This window comes from Streptomyces tubercidicus, from assembly GCF_027497495.1.
GTDB classification, from domain to species: domain Bacteria; phylum Actinomycetota; class Actinomycetes; order Streptomycetales; family Streptomycetaceae; genus Streptomyces; species Streptomyces tubercidicus.
Map to the genome: position 1 here is coordinate 2,643,329 of NZ_CP114205.1, position 22,801 is coordinate 2,666,129.

Genomic DNA, 22,801 nt, shown 5'->3' on the forward strand with positions numbered 1-22,801 from the left:
CGCAGGGACATGCAGGGGCGGGCGATGGACCAGACTCAGACAACGCAGGGCGGCGCCGCCGCGGCCACGCCGGGTGCCCAGCGCCGGGTCCTGGTCGTTGAAGACGACCCGACGATCGTCGAGGCCATCGCGGCCCGGCTGCGCGCCGAGGGTTTCCAGGTGCAGACGGCCACCGACGGCCCGGCCGCCGTGGACACCGCCGAGGCCTGGCAGCCCGATCTGCTGGTCCTCGATGTGATGCTGCCGGGCTTCGACGGCCTGGAGGTGTGCCGCCGGGTCCAGGCCCAGCGTCCGGTGCCGGTGATGATGCTCACCGCCCGGGACGACGAGACGGACATGCTGGTGGGCCTCGGCGTCGGCGCCGACGACTACATGACCAAGCCGTTCTCGATGCGGGAGCTGGCCGCCCGGGTGCATGTCCTGCTGCGCCGGGTCGAGCGCGCCGCGCTGGCCGCGCACACCCCGCGCAGCGGCATCCTCCGGCTGGGCGAGCTGGAGATCGACCACGCCCAGCGCCGGGTGCGGGTACGCGGCGCGGATGTGCATCTGACGCCCACCGAGTTCGATCTGCTGGTCTGCCTGGCGAACACCCCGCGTGCGGTGCTCTCCCGTGAGCAGCTGCTGGCCGAGGTGTGGGACTGGGCCGACGCCTCCGGCACCCGTACGGTCGACAGCCACATCAAGGCGCTGCGCCGCAAGATCGGCGCCGAGCGGATCCGCACGGTCCACGGTGTCGGCTACGCCCTGGAGACCCCGGCCGCATGACGCGGCCGCCACGCACCTCGCTGAACGCGCTGTGGCAGCGGATCTGGGAGGGCCTGCGCCCGCTGGACCCGTACCGGTCCGTGAAGGCCGCACTGGGGGCGCTGGTCAGCGTCTCGGTGATCATCACCACCCTGCTGGTGTTCGTCGCGATGCACTCGGCGACCGAGCTGCGGGTGATCACGATCTTCTCGATCATCGCCTCGCTGCTGATCACCCAGTTCGTGGCCAACAGCCTGACCGCTCCGCTCGACGAGATGACGGATGTCACCCGCTCGATGGCGCACGGTAACTACAGCCGCCGGGTCCGCTCGGAGCGCCGTGACGAGTTCGGTGACCTGGCGAACGCCTTCAACCGGATGGCGGCCGACCTGGAGGCGGTGGACACCCACCGCAAGGAGCTGGTCGCCAATGTGTCGCACGAGCTGCGCACCCCCATCGCCGCGCTCCGTGCCGTCCTGGAGAACGTCGTCGACGGGGTCTGCGAGCCGGACCCGGAGACGATGCGTACGGCGCTGAAGCAGACCGAGCGGCTGGGCCGCCTGGTGGAGCATCTGCTGGACCTGTCCCGGCTGGACAACGGGGTGGTGCCGCTGCACGCCCGCCGCTTCGAGGTCTGGCCGTATCTGTCCGGCGTGCTCAAGGAAGCCAACATGAGCCGGGGCGCCACCACCCTCTCGGGGCTGTCGGGGGCCGCCGGCTCCGGCACCCACACCCGTACGGACGTCCATCTCCACCTCGATGTCTCGCCGCCGGAGCTGACCGCGCACGCGGACGCCGAGCGGCTGCACCAGGTCGTGGCCAATCTGATCGACAACGCGATCAAGCACAGCCCCCGGCACGGCCGGGTCACGGTGCACGCCCGGCGCGGCGAGGGGCCGCAGAGCCTGGTGCTGGAGGTGCAGGACGAGGGCCCCGGCATCCCCGAGGCGGAGCGCTACCGGGTCTTCGAGCGGTTCAACCGCGGCGGCCCGGCCCCGTCGGGCCCCGGCAGCGACGGCGGCACGGGCCTGGGCCTGGCGATCGCCCGCTGGGCGGTGGACCTGCACGGAGGACGCATCGGGGTCGCCGAATCGTCCCGCGGTTGCCGGATCCGGGTCACTCTTCCGGGGCTGGAGTCAGCTCGAAGCTGACGGCCGCTGACGTAGGGTCGGTGGTGGAAACACTCAGCAGCGGGTGTGGTGGTGATCACTCCTACCCGCAGCCAGGCAAACTTCGTGTGTTTCCCGCCAAGTCATGCCCTGAAACCCGTCCGGGAATGTGACCTACACGACGAGTACCCCTCCCGGCCTGCACCAAGGGTCACAACAGGCGTAGCCTTTATTCCCGCTGTCCACCACCTTAGGAAGCGGAAGAGGGCGGTTGCCGCCGTGTCGCTACAGTCCCCCAACAGCTCGAGCATCTCGACCGACCAAGAGGGGCAGGGTAAGAACCCTGCTGCCGCGTTCGGTCCCAATGAGTGGCTCGTCGACGAGATCTACCAGCAGTACCTCCAGGACCCGAACTCGGTAGACCGAGCCTGGTGGGACTTCTTCGCCGACTACAAGCCGGGCGGCGCCACCGCGCCGAGCCAGCCGGCGGAGGGCTCCCCCGCCGCTCCGGCCGCCCCGGCGCAGTCGTCCGCACCCGCAGCCGAGCCGAAGCCGGCCTCCGCTGAGCCGGCCACCCCGGCGAAGCCCGCTGCGAGCGCTCCGGCACCGGCGAAGGCCGCTCCGGCGAAGGCCGAGCCGGCCAAGCCCGCCGCGAAGCCGGCCGCCGACGCGAGCCTGGCTCCGGTCGGTCCCGAGTTCGTCACCCTGCGCGGCCCCTCGGCCGCGGTGGCGAAGAACATGAGCGCCTCCCTGGAGCTGCCGACGGCCACGTCCGTCCGCGCGGTCCCGGTGAAGCTGCTGTTCGACAACCGCATCGTGATCAACAACCACCTCAAGCGCGCCCGCGGTGGGAAGGTCTCCTTCACCCACCTCATCGGGTACGCGATGGTGCAGGCCCTCAAGGCCATGCCGTCGATGAACCACTCCTTCGCGGAGAAGGACGGCAAGCCGACGCTGGTCAAGCCCGAGCACGTCAACCTCGGTCTGGCCATCGACCTGGTGAAGCCGAACGGTGACCGCCAGCTCGTCGTCGCCGCCATCAAGAAGGCCGAGACGCTGACCTTCTTCGAGTTCTGGCAGGCCTACGAGGACATCGTCCGCCGGGCCCGCGACAACAAGCTCACGATGGACGACTTCACCGGAGTCACCGCGTCGCTGACGAACCCGGGCGGCATCGGCACCGTGCACTCGGTGCCGCGTCTGATGCCCGGCCAGTCCATGATCATGGGCGTCGGCGCGATGGACTACCCCGCGGAGTTCCAGGGCACCTCGCAGGACGCCCTGAACAAGCTGGGTGTCTCCAAGGTCATGACGCTGACCAGCACCTATGACCACCGGGTGATCCAGGGCGCCGCCTCCGGCGAGTTCCTGCGGATCATGAGCCAGCTGCTGCTCGGCGAGAACGAATTCTTCGACGACATCTTCAAGTCGCTGCGGATTCCGTACGAGCCGGTCCGCTGGCTGCGCGACATCGACGCCTCCCACGACGACGATGTCACCAAGGCCGCCCGGGTCTTCGAGCTGATCCACTCCTACCGGGTCCGCGGCCACGTCATGGCCGACACCGACCCGCTGGAGTACCACCAGCGCAAGCACCCCGACCTGGACATCACCGAGCACGGGCTCACCCTGTGGGACCTGGAGCGCGAGTTCGCGGTCGGCGGCTTCTCCGGCAAGTCCATGATGAAGCTGCGCGACATCCTGGGCGTGCTGCGTGACTCGTACTGCCGCACCACCGGCATCGAGTTCATGCACATCCAGGACCCCAAGCAGCGCAAGTGGATCCAGGACCGGGTCGAGCGCTCGCACAAGTCGCCCGAGCGCGAGGAGCAGCTGCGCATCCTGCGCCGGCTGAACTCCGCCGAGGCGTTCGAGACGTTCCTGCAGACGAAGTACGTCGGCCAGAAGCGCTTCTCGCTGGAGGGCGGCGAGTCCGTCATCCCGCTGCTGGACGCGGTCATCGACGCCGCGGCCGAGTCGCGGCTGGACGAGGCCGTCATCGGTATGGCCCACCGCGGCCGCCTCAACGTCCTCGCCAACATCGTCGGCAAGTCGTACGCGCAGATCTTCCGGGAGTTCGAGGGCAACCTCGACCCGAAGTCGATGCACGGCTCCGGCGATGTGAAGTACCACCTGGGCGCCGAGGGCATCTTCACCGGCCTGGACGGCGAGCAGATCAAGGTCTCGCTGACCGCCAACCCCTCCCACCTGGAGGCCGTGGACCCGGTCGTCGAGGGTGTCGCGCGCGCCAAGCAGGACATCATCAACAAGGGCGGCACGGACTTCACGGTCCTGCCGATCCAGCTGCACGGTGACGCGGCGTTCGCCGGCCAGGGCGTGGTCGCGGAGACGCTGAACATGTCCCAGCTGCGCGGCTACCGCACCGGCGGCACGGTGCACGTCGTCATCAACAACCAGGTCGGCTTCACCGCCGCCCCGGAGTCGTCGCGTTCGTCCATGTACGCCACCGACGTGGCCCGCATGATCGAGGCGCCGATCTTCCACGTCAACGGTGACGACCCCGAGGCCGTCGTCCGCGTGGCCCGTCTGGCCTTCGAGTTCCGCCAGGCGTTCAACAAGGACGTGGTCATCGACCTGATCTGCTACCGCCGCCGCGGCCACAACGAGTCGGACAACCCGGGCTTCACCCAGCCGCTGATGTACGACCTGATCGACAAGAAGCGCTCGGTGCGCAAGCTCTACACCGAGTCCCTCATCGGTCGTGGCGACATCACTCTGGAAGAGGCCGAGCAGGCGCTGCAGGACTTCCAGGGCCAGCTGGAGAAGGTCTTCACCGAGGTCCGCGACGCCACGACGGCCCCGGTGGCCCCCGAGGTGCCGCAGCCCAAGGCCGAGTTCCCGGTCTACGTGGACACCGCGATCTCCCAGGAGGTCGTCAAGCGGATCGCCGAGTCGCAGGTCAACATCCCCGAGGGCCGCACCGTCCACCCGCGTCTGCTGCCCCAGCTGCAGCGCCGCGCGGCCCAGGTCGAGGACAACGCCATCGACTGGGGCATGGGCGAGACCCTCGCCATCGGCTCGCTGCTGATGGAGGGGACCCCCGTCCGGCTCGCCGGCCAGGACTCCCGCCGCGGCACCTTCGGCCAGCGCCACGCGGTGCTGGTGGACCGGCAGACCGGCGACGACTACACCCCGCTGCTCTACCTCTCCGAGGACCAGGCCCGCTTCAACGTCTACGACTCGCTGCTCAGCGAGTACGCGGCGATGGGCTTCGAGTACGGCTACTCCCTGGCCCGCCCGGAGGCGCTGGTCATGTGGGAGGCGCAGTTCGGTGACTTCGTCAACGGCGCCCAGACCGTCGTCGACGAGTTCATCTCCTCGGCGGAGCAGAAGTGGGGCCAGACGTCCGGCGTCACCCTGCTGCTGCCGCACGGCTACGAGGGCCAGGGCCCGGACCACTCCTCGGCCCGGATCGAGCGCTTCCTCCAGCTGTGCGCGCAGAACAACATGACGGTCGCGGCGCCGACCCTGCCGTCGAACTACTTCCACCTGCTGCGCTGGCAGGTCCACAACCCGCACCACAAGCCGCTGGTCGTCTTCACCCCGAAGTCGATGCTGCGTCTGAAGGCCGCGGCGTCGCGGACGGAAGAGTTCACGTCGGGCGGCTTCCGCCCGGTCATCGGGGACTCCACGGTCAAGCCCGAGGATGTCCGCAAGGTCATCTTCTGCTCCGGCAAGGTCTACTACGACCTGGAGGCGGAGCGGGAGAAGCGCGGCGCGAACGACACCGCGATCGTCCGTATCGAGCGTCTCTACCCGCTTCCCGGCAAGGAGCTCCAGGCGGAGATCGCCAAGTTCCCGAACGCCGAGAAGTACCTGTGGACCCAGGAAGAGCCGGCGAACCAGGGTGCCTGGCCGTTCCTCGGCCTCAACCTGATCGACCACCTCGACCTGGCCGTCGGCGCCGATGTCCCGCACGGCGAGCGGCTGCGCCGGATCTCCCGGCCGCACTCCTCGTCGCCGGCCGTCGGCTCCGCCAAGCGCCACCAGGCGGAGCAGGCACAGCTGGTCTCGGAGGCCTTCGACGCCTGAGGCGCCGGGCCGCCGAGTGACCGGTGGTGAAACAGCGGAAGGGCCCGTCCCCGGTGGGGGCGGGCCCTTCCGCATGCCCGGGGCGGGGCCCCGTCAGACGGGCTGCGGTTCGAAGTCCCAGTACGGGCGGCGGCGGCGCCGGGCGGACAGGGTGTGCGGATGCTCGGCGCCCAGGTTCTCGGAGAGCTGCTGGATCGCCTCCTGTTCGAGCTTCGCCGCCTCCTGGCCGCGGCGGAGCGCCCGCAGGTCCTCGGACAGCGCCGTCTTCGCGGAGAGGGTCAGCGGATGGGTGTCGCCCAGTGCCGCCTTGGCCCGCTCCAGGGTGTCGCGGCCCAGCTCCACCGCGCCGTCCTCGTCGTCCACCCGGTTGCGGGCGGCCGCGGCGTTCAGCGCGCAGCCCAGCGTCCAGGGATGGCCGGGGCCCATGGCCTCCGCCATCCCGGTCAGCGCGCGTTCGGCGATGTCCAGCGCGTCCGTCAGGTCCCCGAACTCCCCGCGGACCAGCCCGACGTTCCCCAGGGTGCCGACGGTGTACGGGTGGCGCTCACCGGCCAGCGCGCGATAGCGCTCGGCGACCTCCTCCGCGAGGTCGCGGGCGTGCCCGAGATCGCCGTGCTCCCGAAGGAAGGTGGCGTGGTCCGCACGCACCATCAGGGTCTCGGGGTGGCGGGGGCCCAGCACCCGCCGGGAGCGCTCGACGAGGTCGGCCAGCAGGCCGGCGGCGCGGGCCACCTCGCCGGAGCGGCGCAGGCACAGCGCGAGATTGTGCTCAGCGCGCAGGGTCTGCGGGGTGTGCGCGCCCATCACCTGGAGGTGCAGCCGGGCGTTGAGCTCCTGGCTGGAGGTGGCGTCGCGGTAGCGGCCGAGCAGGCGCAGGGTGCGTGCGTGTGCGGTGCCCGCGTTGAGCGTGAGGTGGTGGCGGGCGCGCAGCTCGCGCTCCCGGAAGGAGAGCACCTCGCGATGGGTGACCAGCGCTTCTTCGTAGCGGCCGAGCAGCGCCAGGACATTGCCGAGGTTGTGCCGTGAGGAGAGGGTGCGGGGTGCCTCCGGGCCGAGCAGCTCGGCGTAGGCCCGCCAGACGGCGTCGAAGAGGTCGTAGGCCTGCTCGTACGAGCCCAGCGCGATCAGCGTGCCGGCCAGTCCGTCCTGGGCGCGCAGCAGATCGGCGTCGGAGGGGTCCCGCTCGGCGGCGAGCTGGTCGACGACGGCGCTGCCGACCGCCTCTGCCTCCCGGTAGCGGCCGAGCCGGCGCAGCATGTTGGCGTGCTGGTGAGTGAGGACGAGCATGGTGCGCTGGGTGGCGGCGAGGCGGCTGCGCCAGCGGGACATGAACTGTTCGCACAGCCGCAGGCCCATGCGGTATTCGCCGCGGACCCGCAGATATTCCACGCAGTTCAGCAGCAGCTGCTGGACCGCGGGCTCGGGGCTGTCGAGGACGCCGGCCGGCTCCAGATGCGGGATGAGTTCGGCGTAGCGCTCCCAGTAGCGGGTGTCGGCGGGGTTCTGCGGGTCGGCGGTGACCAGCACCCGGCAGGCGCAGGCCGACATCAGATCGCGCTCGTCCTCGGTCATGTCGCTGCGCAGGAACCGGTGGTAGAGCCGGTGCATCAGCGCGGTCTCCACGGCCGGGTCGGCGTCCTGGGAGACCTGGTAGTCGAGGCGTACGGCGGTGGACTCGGTCAGCCGGCGCAGCGCGGTGTTCCAGCTGATCGGCTCGGCGGCGAGGTCGGCGAGGTGCTCGGGCAGGTCGCCACGGCGGGCGCGGGCGAGCATCGGCACGGGGATGGTGTCCGGGGCGAAGAACGCGAACAGCTTGAGGAGTTCGACCGCGGCCGGGCTGCGTTCGCGCAGGGTGTTGAGAGTTATGGCCCAGCTGGTCTGGAAGGCCATCGGGTAGTCGGAGGAGATCCGGATGCCGACGAGGCTGGGCTCACCGCGGCGGATCAGCTCGATGTACTCCTTGGGGGACATCGGGTTGGCGTCGAGCCAGGCGGCGGTCTGGGCGAGCAGCAGCGGCAGGTCCTGGACGGCCTGGGAGAGCAGATCGGCTTCCATCGGGGTCAGCCGCGGTGCGCGCCGCCGTGCGTAGGCGACGCTCTCGGCGCGGTTGAAGGGCAGCACCTCGATCTCCTGGGCGCTGCCGGAGCCCGACCAGTCGCGGGTGAGGGTGGTGATCAGGACATGGCCGCGGCCGTCCGGGACCAGGTCCTCGATCTGTTCCATGTCGTCGGCGCTGTCGAAGATCAGCAGCCAGCGGCGGTAGGGGCGGCCGACGCGCAGCGCCTCGTGGACGGCGCGGATACGGTCGCCCAGCTCCCGGCCCACGGGGAGGCCGAGCCGGGTGGCGAGTTCGGCAAGCTGTTCACGGGCGGCGCCACGGTTGGTGGCGCTGATCCACCACACCACGTCGTAGTCGTTGCCGAAGCGGTGGGCGTACTCGGCGGCGATCTGGCTCTTGCCGACACCGGAGGTGCCGTACAGCGCGATCCGGGTCTCCAGCGGCGGCCCGGCGCCCGCGCCGGAGCCGGCCAGCTTGCCGTGCAGCTCTTCGAGGACGTTGTCGCGGCCGGTGAAGCGGTTGTTGCGGCGCGGGATGTTCCACACCTCGGGCGGGTTGTTCGGGAAGCGGGGCGCGCCGGGGGCGTCCTCGTCCACGGTCCGGCCCGGGGCCGTGATGCCGAGCCGTTGCAGGACGCGGCGGTTGGCCTCGTGGGCGTCCAGGTCACGCAGGTCGGCGGGGCGCAGCAGGGAGGCCGTGGCGGGCAGGGACTGGGTGGCCACGCTCACCGCGGCGAACCGGTCGGCGTGCGGGGAGACCACCTCGCGCAGGGCGGCCGTCCACTCGTCCTGGCTCTTGGGGCCCAGCCGGAAATACCAGTCGTCCAGCACCATCAGCAGCCGGCCCTCGGCCGCCAGCAGCCCGGACAGCTCCGCCACCAGCGCGGTGTCCGCCTGGGGGTCCCAGCGCAGCAAGGTCGTGCCATGGCCCTGCTGCTCCAGCTGATGGGAGATCCAGGCGGCCCAGGGCCGGGTGAAGCCGGCGTAGCTGATGGTGATGTGTTCGGTGGAGCCGGTGGGACCGGAAAAATGGGCCTGATCGACCATGCGACCGTCTCCCTGGGGATGCGATGGTGCGCGCGTGCAGAGGCTGTCTCATCAGGCACGCCCTGGCTCTTTGGCACGATAGCCCAAGTGTCCCTCCATATGACGACAGTGCGTCAGGTCATCTCGGACGCAGGTCAGTTGAGGGCGACCGTGGCGTCCAGGCGGGCCGCGATATGCCGGATCAGGCGTTCCAGGTCGGCGCAGTAGACGGACGGGTTGGTGAAGCCGCCGGTGTCCGCGCGGTAGCGGTGGGCGTAGTTGCCGCCGCCGCACACCTCGACCAGGGCGCAGCCGCGGCACTGGGCGCCGAGGCCGTCGCGGCCGCTGCGGCGGGCGGCCATGCCGGGGTGTGCCAGGGCGTCGTCGAAGGTGTGGTGGAAGACATCGAGGCCGGTGGCGGCGGCGCCCTCGTAGGTGGATTTGAGCGAGTCGACCTGTTCGATGGCGCCGTCGGTGTCGACGACCAGGGCGACGACCGGGGAGAGCCCGACCGCTTCGCTGGAGCTGGGGCGGCCCAGGAGGAGGCCGAGGATCTCGGTGAAGACCCGTACCCGGGGGCCGGGGCCGCCGTCCCACCACAGGTCGAAGACGGTGCACAGCCAGTCGCCGTACGGGGTGCGGCCGGCCGGTCCGAGGGGCGCGGGCGGGGGGCTGGTCCAGTTGGCGTGCGGGAGGAGGAAGTCGACCATCGGGGGGTCCAGGGCGCGCAGTGAGCTGTGGACGGCGGCGGGGTCGGCGGTGATGTCGATGGTGCACAGGATTCCGGCGAACACGTCGGGCCGGTCGCGGAGCAGGCGTACGGCGCGGGCGACCGCGGGCCAGGAGGGCCGCCCGGCGTGGTCGATACGGCGGCGGTTGAGGCCGGGGGTGCCGCCGTCGAGGCTGAGGCCGAGCCGGAACCCGGCGGCGGCGAGGGTGTCGATCATGTCCCGGGTGAGGAGCGTCCCGTTGGTCTGCACCCCGAAGGCGGCGGTGCACCCGGCGGGCAGCGCGGCGCGGATGGCGGCGGCCTGGGCCAGCAGCGGTCCGGGGCCGGTGAGCAGCGGTTCGCCGCCGTGCAGATCGATCCGGACCTCGCGCAGCCGGTGGGTGCGGGCGTGTTCGGCGATGCGCAGGGCGGTCTGCTGCATGGTGGCGGCCGGGACCGTCGGCGGGCGGGCGCGCCAGCTGCGGTCCGGGCCGGCGTAGATGTAGCAGTAGGTGCAGGCGAGGTTGCAGCGGCTGTGGACCTTGAGCACGAACTGCCGGAAGGGCACGACAGCGGTCGGGCCGGTCTTCTCCCCCGCCACGGGTCGCCCCCTGCTCTCGTCTGCCTGCGTCGAGGTACGGGCGCGCCAACGCGCGCCCCTTGCCTGGTACATGGCTCCGGCTCCGGGCAAAGAACCAAATTCCACCGGCAACTGGCCGGTTTCCTTGCACGTTTGCCCAAAAACCACCGTTCTCGACTGTCAGCGCAAGAGCTTCTCCGGGCCGTCCTCGTAGTACGCGACGGCGTCCTCCGGTGACGGCCAGTTGCGCAGCAGCAGCGCCGCCACCTCTCCCAGCACCGCATGGTCCGTCCGTGCCGCCAGAACGCCCACGTCGACCCCGGCAAAGTCCGGCAGCCGCTCGGCCGACGGCCCCGGAGGGGCGGCCGCAGCCGGTTCGGTGCGGGGGGTAGTCGCCACGCTGGTCTCCTCTGGCCGGCTGGACGGGGGTGTTCCCGAACTGCCGTCCACAGAAACACGTTCCGGTGCCGACGGCCAGGCAGCCGGACGGGTGTCCGGGGCGGTCAGGCGGTGGATTCGAGGGCGCGCATACGGGCGCGGGTGCGCTGGGCCTCGGGGCCGGTGTCCTCACCGGCCCGCTGCCACTGCTCCCAGCTCTCGCGGTAGGCGTGCAGCGCGGACCGGGGGCCCGCCGTGACCTCCAGGACCTCGCCGCGGCGGTGGTGGGCGCGGGCGGCGGGCAGCGGGCTGTCGGCCCGCCGGGCGGCCGCGGCGGCCCGGCGGTAGCAGGCGGCGGCCCGGTCGTGGCGCTCACGGGAGTCGAAGCGGCGGTCCAGCAGCAGCTGGACATCGCCCACTTCCAGCCAGGCCTCGGCCGACACCGCGTCCGGTACGTCCGCACCGCGGGCGGCCAGCTCCAGGATCCAGTCGGCCTCGTGCAGATCGGCGAGCGAGGGCTGGCGTTCGTAGCGCAGCCGCAGCGCGCGGCCGAACAGCAGACGGTGGCTGCCCAAGTCGGGGTCCTGCGGCGCGACCCGGCCCAGCGCCTCGCGCAGCACATGCACCGCCTCGTTGGCCAGCCGCTTGCCCGGTGCCTCTTCCGGCTCCAGCCGGGCACGCAGCAGCAGTGCCGCACCGCGCTCGGCGAGCAGCGAGCTGTGCTCGGGCGAATCGGGGGTGGTCAGCCGGAGAGCGGCGGCCAGCGCGGCGATGGCGGCGTCCAGCGCGCCCAGGTCGCCGGTGCGGGTGTGGACGGCGCGCTGGGCGGCGGCCGTACGGCGCAGGCTGTCCGCCTCCAGGGCCCGGTCGTCGAGTTCATGGGCGAGCGCTCGGGCGCGTTCGAGGGTGGGCAGTACGGACGGCAGGCCCGCGCCGCCGTTGAGCTGGCGGGCCGCGGCGAGGTCGAGCAGGGTCTCGCAGACCAGCCGGTCGGCCGTGCCGCCGCGGCGGCGCAGCAGCACCGCGGCGGTGTCGAGATCGTCGGCGGCGCGGACGGCGAGCGCCTCGGCGGGGTGCGGCCCCGCGTCACCGCGGGCGGCCCGCCGGGCCTGGTCGAGCAGCACCCCGCCGCGGGCGGCATAGACCTCGCCCGGCACCTGCTCTCCGCTGGGCCACCGGTCGAGGAGGGTGGTGAGGGAGCGTTCCGCCTCGTCGAGGGGGTCGGGGTCGGTCGCCCCGTCGGTGTCCGGTACGCCCGGCAGGGCGGCCAGCCGGCGCAGGATCTCGGTGCGTAACACCATGCTCTCCAGGACGCGGGGGTCCAGCAGGCTCATCAGCCCGCAGGCGGTGTGCAGATGGCGGGCGGCGTCGGCGAGCGCGGTGCGCTCCTCGGCGGGGGTGCCGGCCGTCCGGCGTTCCCGGGCGCGGGCGTGGCCGACCCGGCCGAGCACGATCAGCGCCCGGGTGCGCTCGGCCTCCCGGCCCGCCGTGGCGCCCTCGGGGTCGTCGGCGGCGGGCTCGTCCGCGGTGGCCCGTTCCGCGGCGCGGGCCGCGCGCTCCGCCTCCTCCAGGGCGTCCGGCTGGCGCCAGGTCGCCCAGGCGTGCAGCAACGCGCGGGCGAGGTCCGTGCCGGCCACCGGCAGGCGTTCGGTGGCGGCGCGCAGCAGCCGGACCGCCTCGATCAGATCCCGTACGGCGCGGTCCTGTTCGTAGCGCTCCAAGAGGGCCGCGCCCTCCGCGGCGGGTCCGTCGGACGCGTACGGCCGCCGGGCGGGCGGGCGCAGTGCCGGTTCGAAGCGGCGCAGCACGCGTTCGGAGACCCGGGCGAAGGGTTCGGGGACGGCCCGCCGGCCGGTCTCGGGCTCCCGGCCGCTGCCGGAGAGCATGGCGACCGCGACGGCCGGGAAGTTGCGGGCGCTGCGGCCGAAGGTGCGCTCGACGTAGAGCGAGCAGTGCTTGAGGACCAGGGCCGCCTCCCCCGCGCTGAGCCGGGCGAGGAGTTCGTCGCGCACCCCGGGCGCGAAGTCGTACCAGGGGCCGCTCACCCCGGCCTGCTCCCCCGACGGCCGCTCGTCCGGCGGGAGTTGGGTGACCAGCCCGCTGAGGAGGACCTCCGCCAGCTCGGCCGGGCCGGTCTGCGGCAGCATCGCGCGCTGCACGAGCTGGATGACGGGCAGCGCGAGCGGGACGGCCGAGAGGTGCACGGCGAGCAGCCGGGCGGCCGGTGAGGCGAGCTGGTCGAACTCGCGGACCATACGGGCCGGGGCGGCGGGCCCGTACGCGGGTGGCGGGCCCGCCGGATGTCCGGTGCCGTGGTCGGCCCGGACGACGGAGGCCGCGCCGCGCAGTGCGAGCCCGGCGTCGGCGGCGGCCAGCCGGGCCCAGGAGCCGAGCGCGGAGGGGGTGGCGGAGAGGACCGGAATGGCGCGCTCACGGGGCGCCTCGGCCGGGGTGCCCGGAGGGCCGGCGGGACGGCGGCGGCGCCGGACCGGCCGGAAGTCGAGGGCCTGGTAGGGGCCCTGGCGGCGGACGAGGGTACCGGGTACGGCGGGCAGGAGGGTGCGCGCCCACATCCGCTGCGGCAGCGGCTGGACGACGGCGAGCGGGGCGTCCGCCGCCCAGCGGTAGAGCAGCCGCTGCATCCGGCCGTCCCGCCACAGGGGGCCCGCGCAGTCGCTGACGACGAGGGTGAGGTGATGGCCCGTCGGGTCGTGCAGCTGGTCGGCGGGGCGCAGCGGGCGGCCGGGGCCGGGGGCCGCCGCGACGCCCACGTCCGGGCCGTGCGGATGGAGGTAGTGCACCGTGACATCGCGGAAGGCGCCCACCCGCTCACAGACCTGGCGCAGGTCATGCAGCATCTGTTCCCAGACGGCCATCGAGGACGAGCCGTCCATCAGGAGCCGCAGTCCGGCCGCCCGGCGGTGCACCCCGCGCAGCACCGGGATGATCATTTCGGCGTGGGCGGAGAGTTCGGCGGTGGCGGGCTCGTCCAGCTTGCGGGGGACCGGGGCGACCGGCGGGCGGTAGCGCTGGATCGGCCGCAGTGCGCGCTGCAGCGGCAGCAGTCCGGGGAACGCGGAGGCGACCGGGACCGCGACCTCGCCCAGGCGCTGCCGGTCCGGATCGGGCCACCTCGTGGGGGCCTCCCCCGGGTCACGGGTGGGCAGCAGCTCCGCGACCCGGCGCCGGGCGCCGTCCTGGAGCGCGGACGGCGCGGCGTCCCCGTCCGCAGGACCGCCGCCGCTGCCGCTGCCGGCCACTACCGTCGCGTCATTCCCCTCGGTCCCGGACGATGCGGCAGGTCCCACCCGGAAAGTGGCTGAATCCGTACGGTCCGTACGGTCCTCGTCAGCGGGCCCGGCGTCCGCGGAGCCCTCGGCCCGCGGTGCGCCCGGGGTGATCCACTGGGCGAGCCAGAGGGCATCGGCCATCCCGCGCGCGTCGGCCGGCAGCCCCGCGGCGGTCAGCCGGGCGACGAGTTCGTCGAGGGGGTCCGGGCCGGGCTCCCCGGGGGGCACCGGACTCACCTCGTCCGGTCAAGGGGCCGCATCAGCTCCGCCGTCAGACGCCGCCGCGTCTCCTCCTCGTCCTCGTCCGTCCAGCCCGCTCTCTGGGTCAGGTGGATGGCGTTGAAGAGCTGGTCGACGGCGCGGACATCGCCGGGCTCGCGGTCCAGGAAGCGGTCGATCACCGCTTCGTGGCGCTCCGCCGCCCCCTCGCCGAAGTGTGCCCGCACCATGGCGGCGAGCCGCTCCTTGTCGGGCGCCGGGATGTGGAGGTGGATGCAGCGGCGCAACAGGGGCGCCGGGAAGTCCCGTTCGCCGTTGCTGGTGAGGACGATGAAGGGGAAGGCATGGCAGCGCACCCGGCCGTCGCGCACCGTCACCCGCGCGCCGTCGTCGCTGAGCACCTCCACCTCGGGGGCCGATCCGGCCAGCCGCTCCAGCTCCGGAATCCGGAACTCCCCTTCCTCCAGCACATTGAGGAGGTCATTGGGCAGATCGATATCGCTCTTGTCGAGCTCGTCGACGAGCAGCACCCGGGGCCGGGCGGCCGGCAGCAGGGCCGTGCCCAGCGGGCCGAGGCGGATATAGCGGCCGATGCCGCCGCCGGGCTCGTCGGCCGGATCCGGGCCGGCCGCCGCCCCGCTCTCCTCGGCGGCCGGGGCGGCGCGGGCGATCTGGAGGTCCTGGAGGCGGCCGATGGCGTCGTAGTCGTACAGACCGTCACGGAGTGTGCTGCGGCTGACGACCGGCCAGCCGAGGACCCGGCCGAGGCCGAGTTCGTAGGCCACCGAATGGGCCAGGGTGCTCTTGCCGCTGCCCGGTGCGCCGGTCACCAGCAGCGGGCGGCGCAGATAGAGGGCGGCGTTGACCAGCTCGCGCTCGGTCTCGCCGGGGCGGTGGTGGCTGGCTTCCCGGTGCTGCACACCGAGCCTGCGCTCGGAGGACGGGTCGAGGGCGGCCGGCGGCGCCACGAGGGGACCGCCGTCGAAATCGCGCCAGGGGGGCGGCGGCGGAAGATGCTCAATTCCGTCGTGCGGTGCCCCCGCGCCACGGTAGATGAGCCAGTCGCTCACGTCGGAACTCCTCGTCGCCGGCCAGGCCTCGGTCAGGAGCGGTGGTCATGGCGGACCGCCGGAGATATCGGCATTCGCTCGGCCTCCCCCCGCGTCCGCCACCCACCCTCACGCAGTCGCGTCCTCACGAACAAGTCTTCCACGACGCTATGACAGTACTCACCCGGAAGGAAGCACACGGGGCGGTTTCCGGTCTCCCCCGAGGGCATGACGGGCGCCCAAGTGCCAGGTACAGGGCGTGACTTGCCGCACGAGGGGCGGATGCCGACGGGACGGACACCGGGCGCGTGCGAGGTGTACGGGGCGTACACGGCGCCCGGAGCGTCAGGGGGCGGCGCCCCGTACCGCTCATCGCGGCGACACCTGGGGGCGGTCCGTGAAGAGCGGCGGAATCGGGTCCTCCGGGTCGTCGTAGAGGAGCACCAGATCGCGTGCCCAGTGTGTGCCCTCCTCCGCGGCCTCCGTGGCCTTGGCCCGCAGCTGCCGGACCAGTTCGGGGAGCCGGGTCACCCCACCCGAACCCTGGAGCAGCTCCCGCACCCCGCGGTGGAACTCCTCGCAGCCCGCGTCGCAGTCCCGCTCCTCGCCGTGCCCGCGGGCCGGCCACAGCCCGGCCGGGAAACCGGTGTCCAGGGCGACGCCGACCGCGTCCCGGCCGAACCCGTCGGCGACGGTGTGGCACAGCGCCGGCAGCGCACCGTCACCGGCCGTCTCCAGCAGCCGCCAGATCGCCTCGGCGGAGCCGGTCCCGGCGTCGGCGCCGGGCCGCGGCGGGATGCGCAGGGCCTCCAGCTCCCGGGCGGCGGCCAGGCCCTGCCAGCGGCGCAGCCAGGCCGGGTCGACCTGTTCGCGCCGCCCCTGGTCGCGCAGGATCACCGCCCGCCCGGGGCCCACCGGCCGCAGCCGGGCGGTCCGCCGGGTCGAGGCGGCCACCTCCCACTGGCCCACCGCGGTGTCCCAGCGCCCTTCGGGGACGGCGATCTCCAGGCGTACCCGGGCGCCCGGCCCGGCGTCGCCGTCGGCCCGCAGCAGCCGCCCGCCGAGCCGCCGCAGCACCTGTTCCCGCGCCTGCTCGAACGGCACCCCGCCGGCCGACTCCTGGACGTCCACCCGCAGCCACTGCCCCTGGCCGTAGCCCTCGCTGACCGACCAGTTGAACAGCTCCGAGCCGCCCTCGTCATAGAAGAGCGGCTCGAACTCGACGAGCACGGAGCGCGGCCGACGGCGTACCGGCCCTATCCTCCGGCGGTCCTGCGGCTGCAGCACCACCGCCTTGGCCTGCACGAACTCCGCGAGCCTGGCGGCCTGTTCGCGTACCCCGGCGGCCTCGTCGCCCGGTGCGTCGCGCACCTCGTCGGCGGTCCGCTGCGCCACGATCCGTAGATAGTGCACAAAGGCGCGCAGCTCCGTGTACGGGTCGCTGCCCTGGTAGAGGGCGCCATGGCCGTCCCGCCAGGTACGCAGCAGCCAGGCTCCGGGCCGCTCGCCGCGCTCCAGCACCTCGCCGACTGCGGCCTCCACCACCAGTGGATCGCGCGGTGCGGGCAGCCGGGCGAGCAGGTCCAGCGCCTGCAGCCGCTCCTGTACGCCCCACAGCCGGCCCCGGCCCGCCATGATCGTGTGCTGGGCGTCGAACCAGGTGGGCCCGGCGGCGCGGCCGAGCTCCTGACCGGCCCAGTGCCAGCGGTCATGCAGGCTCATCAGCGCGTGATACGGGTCGGGCCCCAGGCCCTCGGCACCCGCGGCGCCCTCGACCAGGTGTTCCGGCCCCAGCCCGCGCAGCGCCGTGACCGGCACCGCCAGCCCGACGTGGTCCTGTTGGTGGCGGCCCTTGACAATGCCGACCACCTCGCCGCGGTCACAGTCGAGCAGCGGCCCGCCGGAGGCCCCCGGTGTGACCCGGACATCGCTGCCGAACTGGAGGCCCCGGGCGTCGCGGGCACCGAAGCGGACGGCGATGAAGGGGTCGACGGGGGACTCGTCATGCCCGCGGAAGATGTAGGCGTCCTCCAGGAGCGTCGCCGGCTGATCGCTGAGCCAGGCGCAGGGGTGCGCGGTCTCCGGGTCGAGCAGCCGGACCAGGGCGAGATCGGCGCGGGCCGCGGCGTGCCCGACGTCCGGGGCGGGCCCGGCGTCCGATCCGGGACGGCTGAGGTCATAGACGAGCCGGGCGGGCACCACCCGGCCGTCGAAGGTGACACCGAGGACCCCGTCCGGGCCCAGGTCGCGTCGCCGTCCGTCGCTCGCCGCCAGCACATGGGCGCAGGTCAGCACCCATCCCGGGGCGATCAGCACCCCGCTGCCCCACGGCCGGGCGCCGGAGGTGCCCGGTGCGGGGCGCAGGGCGACGGTGGTGCGTCCGGCGTGGTCGAGGAGCTGTGTGTAGTGGGCGCGGCCGGCGGTCCGGTCCTCGGAGGTCGGCATCAGCGGCTCGAATCGTCCGGCTCCCGGCGGTCGGCCGTGGGCGCCCCGTTCTGACGGCGGTCGGCCGTGGGCTCCCCGTGCGGCTCGCCCCCTGTCGGCGTCCGGTCCTCGCGCCGCCAGGTGAGGGTGACGGAGAGGTTGCTCTTCGCCTCGCCGTCCGCGAGCAGGGCGACGGCCTTGCCCGGCTTGGCCGACAGCTCCACGCCGAAGGTCACACTGGTCTCGTGCGGCGCGACCCGCTCGGTGGCCTGGCGGACGCTGGTGGCGACGCCGCCGATCACCTCGCGGAGCCCTTCGACCCTGGCCCCGAGCGCGTCCCAGGCGCCGACGTCCTCGAACTCCCCGTCCGCGTCGTCCGCCCCGTCGGGCTCCGGGGTGTCGAGCCGGGAGACCCGGGCCCAGACTTCCGTACCGTCGGGAAGTTCGATGCGCTGTGCGCGATCTTGCATCACGGCCTCCTGCGCCCCGTGGGCGGCAATTTCCCAATTGCCGCAGGACCGTTGACAGGTGATCAGGCTAGCCGTCGGCCGTCTGTGGCGCGAGAGGTCCGTGAGCCTGCCTATCCTGGCCGGGAATCACCCATGACCCCTGGTGGAGAGCGCGTGTATTTCACTGACCGTGGCATCGAGGAGCTGGAGAACCGGCGCGGCGAGGAGGAGGTCACCCTGGCGTGGGTGGCCGACCAGCTGCGGACGTTCGTCGATCTCAATCCGGACTTCGAGGTACCGGTGGAGCGGCTGGCCACCTGGCTGGCCCGCCTGGACGACGAGGACGAGGACGAATAGGCCACCCGGGAGGGGCCGCGGTGCGCCCGCTCCCCGGTGGCCGGTCCTGCGCGGACGGTCCGCCCCCGGATGGGTGGCGGACCGTCGTGACCGATCCGGAGATCAGGAGTAGTGGAGCGCCTTGCGCAGGTCGTTCTTCACGTCGTACTCGTCGTTGAGGGCCGCGCGACCGGCCCGCCGGTCGTGCTCGATGTACGCCTGCTTGTTGTGGTGCTCGGCACCCTCGGTCCCGTTATGGGCGCCGTCGAGGGCCGCGCGGATCCGATCCGCGTGGTGCGCGTGCCGGCACGCGTACTTGGCATCGACGATCTTCCCCCGGGTCGAGTGGTTGTACCCCGCGGCCTTCTTGTAGCTGCGGGCGCCGCTCGCCGAAATGGCCTTGTTGTTCAGCGAGTAGGACTTGGCGATCAGCCCGTGGCACGACGCGGCGGCCGACACGGACGGGGCGGCGGGGGCAACAGGGGCGGCCTGGGCGGCGGTGACCGGCACGCTCAGGGCGGCACCGAGTACCAGCGTCGAGATCATCCCCGTGGATTTACGCACAGTTCAACTCCTCTGTGGCATACGCCATGACATCGATGGTCACCGGCTAGGACTCCCGTTCCACGGCGTGCGGTTGCACCCCTGCGGCGGTGATCAACCCTCGATACGGGCGCTTGACTTCCGCAATCCGCGATATATCGTGTCCCCAAGGAACGCGATATGTTGCGTTGCGCGGTTATCCAGGGGAGGCCAGGAATGTCAGCCCGGAGCGAGTGGTCGCGGTACCCGAGGCAGGTGGCCGAGCCGGGGACGCTGGAGATCGCCGACCCCTTCGACGCCGTGAACGTGCGCGTGGTCGGCGGCACCGTCAACGTCGTCGGCACCACGGACGGCGGCCCGGCCCGCGTCGAGATCAGCGAGCTGCACGGCCCGCCGCTGACCGTCTCCTGTGACCAGGGCACCCTCTCGGTCGGCTATGACGACCTGCCCTGGAAGGGCTTTCTGAAGTTCCTGGAGCGCAAGGGATGGAACCGCGGCGCGGTGATCTCGGTGACGGTGCCGGCGGGTACCCGTGTCGAGGTCGGTGTGGTCGGGGCCGGCGCGGTGATCTCCGGTATCTCGGGGCGTACGGACCTCCGCGGTATCTCCGGTGACGCCACGCTCGTCGGACTGACCGGCCCGGTGCGGGCCGACACCGTCTCCGGCAATGTCGAGGTGCAGTCGGTCACCGGCGATCTGCGGTTCCACTCCGTCTCGGGGGATCTGACCGTCCTCGACGGTGCGGGCGGGGCGGTGCGCGCGGACTCCGTCACCGGCGACATGGTGCTCGACCTGGACCCCGCCCAGGGCACGGATATCGCCCTGACCACGGTCTCCGGCGAGGTCGCCATCCGGCTGCCCGACCCGGCCGACGCCAAGGTGGAGGCCAACACCGCGAGCGGCACGGTCTCCAACGCCTTCGACGATCTGCGGGTCACCGGCCAGTGGGGAGCCAAGAGGATCACCGGCGCACTCGGCGCGGGCACCGGCTCCCTCAAGGTCACCACCGTCACCGGCGGTCTGGCCCTGCTGCGCCGCCCCGCTTTCGAGGACGGGGAACCCTGGCCGGACGACCCCGGCGGCGGCCCGGCCCGCGGCCCGCAGGGGGACTCCCCCATCGACCCGTCCGCCGCAAAGAAGGTGCTCTGAGCATGCCCCCCGTCTTCGCCCATGGCCGCCTCCGCCTCTACCTGCTCAAGCTGCTGGACGAGGCCCCGCGGCACGGCTACGAGATCATCCGTCTCCTGGAGGAGCGCTTCCAGGGCCTCTACGCCCCCTCCGCCGGCACGGTCTACCCCCGGCTGGCGAAGCTGGAGGCCGAGGGCCTGGTGACCCACACGACCGAGGGCGGCCGCAAGGTCTACTCGCTCACCGACGCCGGACGGGCCGAACTCGCCGATCGCGGCGGCGAGTTGGCCGAGCTCGAACTGGAGATCCGGGAGTCGGTCGCCGCACTCGCCTCCGACATCCGGGAGGACGTGAGCGGTTCGGCGCGGGATCTGCGCCGCGAGATCCGGGAGGCCGCCCAGCAGGCCCGCAGGGACGCCCGAGGCTCCGCCGGGGCCGGGCGGACCGGCGACGGGACGGCGGACGCCGGGCGCGAGGCCGGACACGGGGCCGGGCACGGGGCCGGGGAGCGGCCGTTCCAGGACGCGGCCGACTACTTCGACGGCCTGTTCCGCGACAAGGAGTCCTGGCAGCAGGCGAAGGAGGAGTTCGGGCGCGCCAAGGAGGAGTGGAAGGAGCAGGCCCGCCGGGCCAAGGAGGAGAGCCGGCGCGCCAAGCAGGATGCCCAGCGGGCCCGTAAGCAGGCCAGGGACGCCCAGGTGTTCGCGCGCGAGGAGGTCCAGCGGGTCCTCAAGCGGGTGCAGGAGCAGGCCCAGGGGGCGGTGCGCTCGGGCGACTGGTCCGGCGCGGTGCGCGAGGCGCTGTCCGAGGTGTCCCGCGAGGTCGGCCGCTTCACCGGCGCGCCGTCGGAAGCCCGGCGCGGTGACGGCGAGGCGGGCGCGGCCGGACGCAGCAACGGCGAGACCGGCGCGGCCGAACGGGCCGGTCAGGACACCGGGACCGAGGTCACCGTCGAGCGCGTCGATCAGCCCGGGGAGGCCCCCGGGCAGGACGCGGCGGCGGAGGCCCCACCGGCCCCGGAGTGGGCGAAGGAACCGGCCGGTGACAACCCCGCCCGCGACTTCGACCGGCTCCTGGACCGCTTCCGCGACGATCTGCGGGACGCGGCACGCGACCACGGCGTCACGGCCGCACAGCTCAAGGAGTCCCGCCGCCGACTGTCGACGGCCGCCGCCCATATCGGCGCGCTGCTGCGGCACCCGGAGGAGTACGCGTCCCGCACCGAGCGGGACGACTGAGCCGACGGGGCCGGGCCGGCCATGGCGGGGCGGGCGCACCCTGAGGCGCCCGCCCCGCCATGGCCGCCCGCCCCGCCGCTCAGCTCAAGGCCACCGGCTCCGGTGCCCCGACACACCCCCGCAGCGCCCCGATGAGCCGATCGACCCGCGGGTCGTCACCGGCCCCCATCAGGTTGGCGGTATACGCGAACCCCACGCCGAACTCATCATCACCGAAGGCGAATTGACCACCCGCCCCGCTGTTGCCGAAGGACCGTGCGCCGAGCAGCCGGCGGAACGGCGCGTCGACGAGGAAGCCGCTCCCCCAGCGGGCGCCGAGGTCCGGGAACCCGGACCAGGACGCACCGCCCGACAGCTGCCGGACCGCGTCGGTCACGGTGTCGGCGCCGAGCAGCCGCGGGGCGCCGTCCACCCCGGTGGCGACCGCCGCGTACAGCGCCGCCAGCCCGCGTGCGGTCGAGACCGCGCCCGCAGCGGGGAATTCGGCGGTCAGCAGGGCGGGCGAGTTGTAGCCGTGCGGATCGTCGAGACCGGGGAAGGGCAGTACGCCGTTCATCGTCAGGGCCCGTATGGGCAGCAGATCGGCGCTCGGCATCGGGGAGCGCCCCTCGGCCTCGGCGAGCCGGGCCAGCCGCGGCACCTCCGTCTGCGGCATCCCGATCCAGGTCCGCAGCCCCAGCGCGTCGCCGATGGCCTCGCGGAAGTAACCGCCGGGCGTACGGCCGGTCAGCCGCCGGATCAGCTCGCCGACGATATAGCCGAAGGCGTGCGCGTGGTACTCGTACGCGGTGCCGGGCTCATAGAGCGGCGGCTGCTCCTCCAGGGCACGGATCACCGGCGTCCACCGGGTCAGCTCCTCGAAGGTCAACTGCCGCTCGGCGAGCGGGATTCCGGCGGTGTTGGACAGCACCATCCGGGTGGTGATCCGCTCCTTGCCCTCCTGGGCGAACTCCGGCCAGTAGTGGGCCACCGGGGCGTCGAGGTCCAGCGTCCCCTGCTGGGCGAGCAGATGGGCGCAGACGCTGAGGAGGCCCTTGGCGAGGGACATGACCGGCAGGACGGTGTCCGCGTCCCACGCCCGCCCGGTCCGGTCGTCGGCGGTCCCGCCCCACAGGTCGACGACCTTGCGCCCGTCCGCGAACACGGCCACGGCGGCGCCGAGTTCCCGGCCCTCGGCGAAGTTCCGGGCGAAGGCGTCCGCGACGGCCCCGAACCCCTCGTCGGCCCATCCCTGCTGTGGCATCAGCTGCTGCTCTCTTCCTCGCGTGGTGCGGCACCGGCCCCGCGGGCCCCCGGCCGGTCACCGTACGTGCGCGGCCGCCCGCGTTCGACCGAATTTCCGGTCCGCGGTGCGTTCCGGCCACCGGGCCCGCGGCGACCGGAACCGGAAGCTCCCCAACCGGCCGTGTGTTACCCACAGTTGCCATCTACGGCCGGGATTCACGCGGCGTAATCGGGGAAGTCACTA

At 73.0% G+C, this 22,801-nt stretch carries 15 protein-coding genes; 6 read left to right on the forward strand and 9 right to left on the reverse strand.

The window, feature by feature from the left end; translation table 11 throughout:
- The first annotated feature begins 24 nt into the window (after positions 1–24).
- The 3 genes from STRTU_RS11150 to STRTU_RS11160 all read left to right on the forward strand — a co-directional run bounded on the left by STRTU_RS11150 (position 25) and on the right by STRTU_RS11160 (position 5,906).
- The gene (locus STRTU_RS11150; RefSeq protein WP_042148648.1) at positions 25–765 is read left to right on the forward strand and encodes a response regulator transcription factor; all 741 of its coding nucleotides are present in this window, start codon (positions 25–27) and stop codon (positions 763–765) included.
- Entirely contained in the window at positions 762–1,895 is a 1,134-nt protein-coding gene (locus tag STRTU_RS11155; protein WP_159743400.1) for a sensor histidine kinase, read from the forward strand. Before STRTU_RS11150 ends, STRTU_RS11155 begins: the two co-directional genes overlap by 4 nt.
- A 237-nt stretch (positions 1,896–2,132) precedes the next feature.
- Positions 2,133–5,906 (forward strand): multifunctional oxoglutarate decarboxylase/oxoglutarate dehydrogenase thiamine pyrophosphate-binding subunit/dihydrolipoyllysine-residue succinyltransferase subunit, encoded by a 3,774-nt coding sequence (locus STRTU_RS11160; RefSeq protein ID WP_159743401.1) that lies wholly within the window; start codon positions 2,133–2,135, stop codon positions 5,904–5,906.
- Between the two features lie 93 nt (positions 5,907–5,999).
- Here the strand turns inward: STRTU_RS11160 and fxsT are convergent, their stop codons facing one another.
- From fxsT to STRTU_RS11195, 7 genes are all read right to left on the reverse strand, one after another.
- Positions 6,000–9,011 (reverse strand): FxSxx-COOH system tetratricopeptide repeat protein, encoded by a 3,012-nt coding sequence (gene fxsT / locus STRTU_RS11165; protein WP_159743402.1) that lies wholly within the window; start codon positions 9,009–9,011, stop codon positions 6,000–6,002.
- A 134-nt stretch (positions 9,012–9,145) separates the two neighbouring features.
- The gene (locus tag STRTU_RS11170) at positions 9,146–10,300 is read right to left on the reverse strand and encodes an FxsB family cyclophane-forming radical SAM/SPASM peptide maturase (protein WP_159743403.1); all 1,155 of its coding nucleotides are present in this window, start codon (positions 10,298–10,300) and stop codon (positions 9,146–9,148) included.
- A gap of 159 nt (positions 10,301–10,459) precedes the next feature.
- Complete coding sequence (locus STRTU_RS11175; RefSeq protein ID WP_159743404.1) at positions 10,460–10,678, reverse strand: YxD-tail cyclophane-containing RiPP peptide; 219 nt, start codon at positions 10,676–10,678, stop codon at positions 10,460–10,462.
- Between the two features lie 104 nt (positions 10,679–10,782).
- A complete protein-coding gene (locus STRTU_RS11180) occupies positions 10,783–14,175 on the reverse strand; it encodes an SAV_2336 N-terminal domain-related protein (RefSeq protein ID WP_159743405.1) in 3,393 nt (1,130 codons plus the stop codon).
- A 5-nt stretch (positions 14,176–14,180) separates the two neighbouring features.
- Positions 14,181–15,236 carry an AAA family ATPase gene (locus STRTU_RS11185; protein ID WP_159743406.1) on the reverse strand — a complete coding sequence of 352 codons (1,056 nt, stop codon included), beginning with the start codon at positions 15,234–15,236 and terminating at the stop codon, positions 14,181–14,183.
- A gap of 348 nt (positions 15,237–15,584) precedes the next feature.
- Positions 15,585–17,660 carry a VMAP-C domain-containing protein gene (locus STRTU_RS11190; RefSeq protein WP_159743407.1) on the reverse strand — a complete coding sequence of 692 codons (2,076 nt, stop codon included), beginning with the start codon at positions 17,658–17,660 and terminating at the stop codon, positions 15,585–15,587.
- The gene (locus STRTU_RS11195) at positions 17,660–18,109 is read right to left on the reverse strand and encodes a CU044_2847 family protein (RefSeq protein ID WP_159743408.1); all 450 of its coding nucleotides are present in this window, start codon (positions 18,107–18,109) and stop codon (positions 17,660–17,662) included. Before STRTU_RS11195 ends, STRTU_RS11190 begins: the two co-directional genes overlap by 1 nt.
- Positions 18,110–18,262: 153 nt before the next feature.
- Here STRTU_RS11195 and STRTU_RS11200 point away from each other — a divergent pair, with 153 nt between their 5' ends.
- Complete coding sequence (locus STRTU_RS11200) at positions 18,263–18,445, forward strand: DUF6104 family protein (RefSeq protein WP_018087464.1); 183 nt, start codon at positions 18,263–18,265, stop codon at positions 18,443–18,445.
- 102 nt (positions 18,446–18,547) lie between these two features.
- Here STRTU_RS11200 and STRTU_RS11205 read toward each other — a convergent pair whose 3' ends face one another.
- Positions 18,548–18,988 (reverse strand): hypothetical protein, encoded by a 441-nt coding sequence (locus tag STRTU_RS11205; RefSeq protein ID WP_159743409.1) that lies wholly within the window; start codon positions 18,986–18,988, stop codon positions 18,548–18,550.
- 195 nt (positions 18,989–19,183) lie between these two features.
- Between STRTU_RS11205 and STRTU_RS11210 the strand changes: the two genes are divergently transcribed.
- Both STRTU_RS11210 and STRTU_RS11215 read left to right on the forward strand, forming a co-directional pair.
- Positions 19,184–20,116: a DUF4097 family beta strand repeat-containing protein gene (locus STRTU_RS11210; protein WP_159743410.1), complete on the forward strand. Its 933-nt coding sequence runs from the start codon at positions 19,184–19,186 to the stop codon at positions 20,114–20,116.
- 2 nt (positions 20,117–20,118) lie between these two features.
- Complete coding sequence (locus tag STRTU_RS11215) at positions 20,119–21,333, forward strand: PadR family transcriptional regulator (RefSeq protein WP_159743411.1); 1,215 nt, start codon at positions 20,119–20,121, stop codon at positions 21,331–21,333.
- A 79-nt stretch (positions 21,334–21,412) separates the two neighbouring features.
- Here STRTU_RS11215 and STRTU_RS11220 read toward each other — a convergent pair whose 3' ends face one another.
- The gene (locus tag STRTU_RS11220; protein WP_159743412.1) at positions 21,413–22,576 is read right to left on the reverse strand and encodes a serine hydrolase domain-containing protein; all 1,164 of its coding nucleotides are present in this window, start codon (positions 22,574–22,576) and stop codon (positions 21,413–21,415) included.
- Positions 22,577–22,801: the final 225 nt, after the last annotated feature.

Bases quoted from the DNA above. Each gene is read 5' to 3' on its own strand.
- STRTU_RS11195 (WP_159743408.1), bottom strand. From the start codon at position 18,109: ATGCAAGATCGCGCACAGCGCATCGAACTTCCCGACGGTACGGAAGTC.
- STRTU_RS11215 (WP_159743411.1), top strand. From the start codon at position 20,119: ATGCCCCCCGTCTTCGCCCATGGCCGCCTCCGCCTCTACCTGCTCAAG.
- STRTU_RS11155 (WP_159743400.1), top strand. From the start codon at position 762: ATGACGCGGCCGCCACGCACCTCGCTGAACGCGCTGTGGCAGCGGATC.
- STRTU_RS11150 (WP_042148648.1), top strand. From the start codon at position 25: ATGGACCAGACTCAGACAACGCAGGGCGGCGCCGCCGCGGCCACGCCG.
- STRTU_RS11210 (WP_159743410.1), top strand. From the start codon at position 19,184: ATGTCAGCCCGGAGCGAGTGGTCGCGGTACCCGAGGCAGGTGGCCGAG.
- STRTU_RS11220 (WP_159743412.1), bottom strand. From the start codon at position 22,576: ATGCCACAGCAGGGATGGGCCGACGAGGGGTTCGGGGCCGTCGCGGAC.
- STRTU_RS11190 (WP_159743407.1), bottom strand. From the start codon at position 17,660: ATGCCGACCTCCGAGGACCGGACCGCCGGCCGCGCCCACTACACACAG.
- fxsT (WP_159743402.1), bottom strand. From the start codon at position 9,011: ATGGTCGATCAGGCCCATTTTTCCGGTCCCACCGGCTCCACCGAACAC.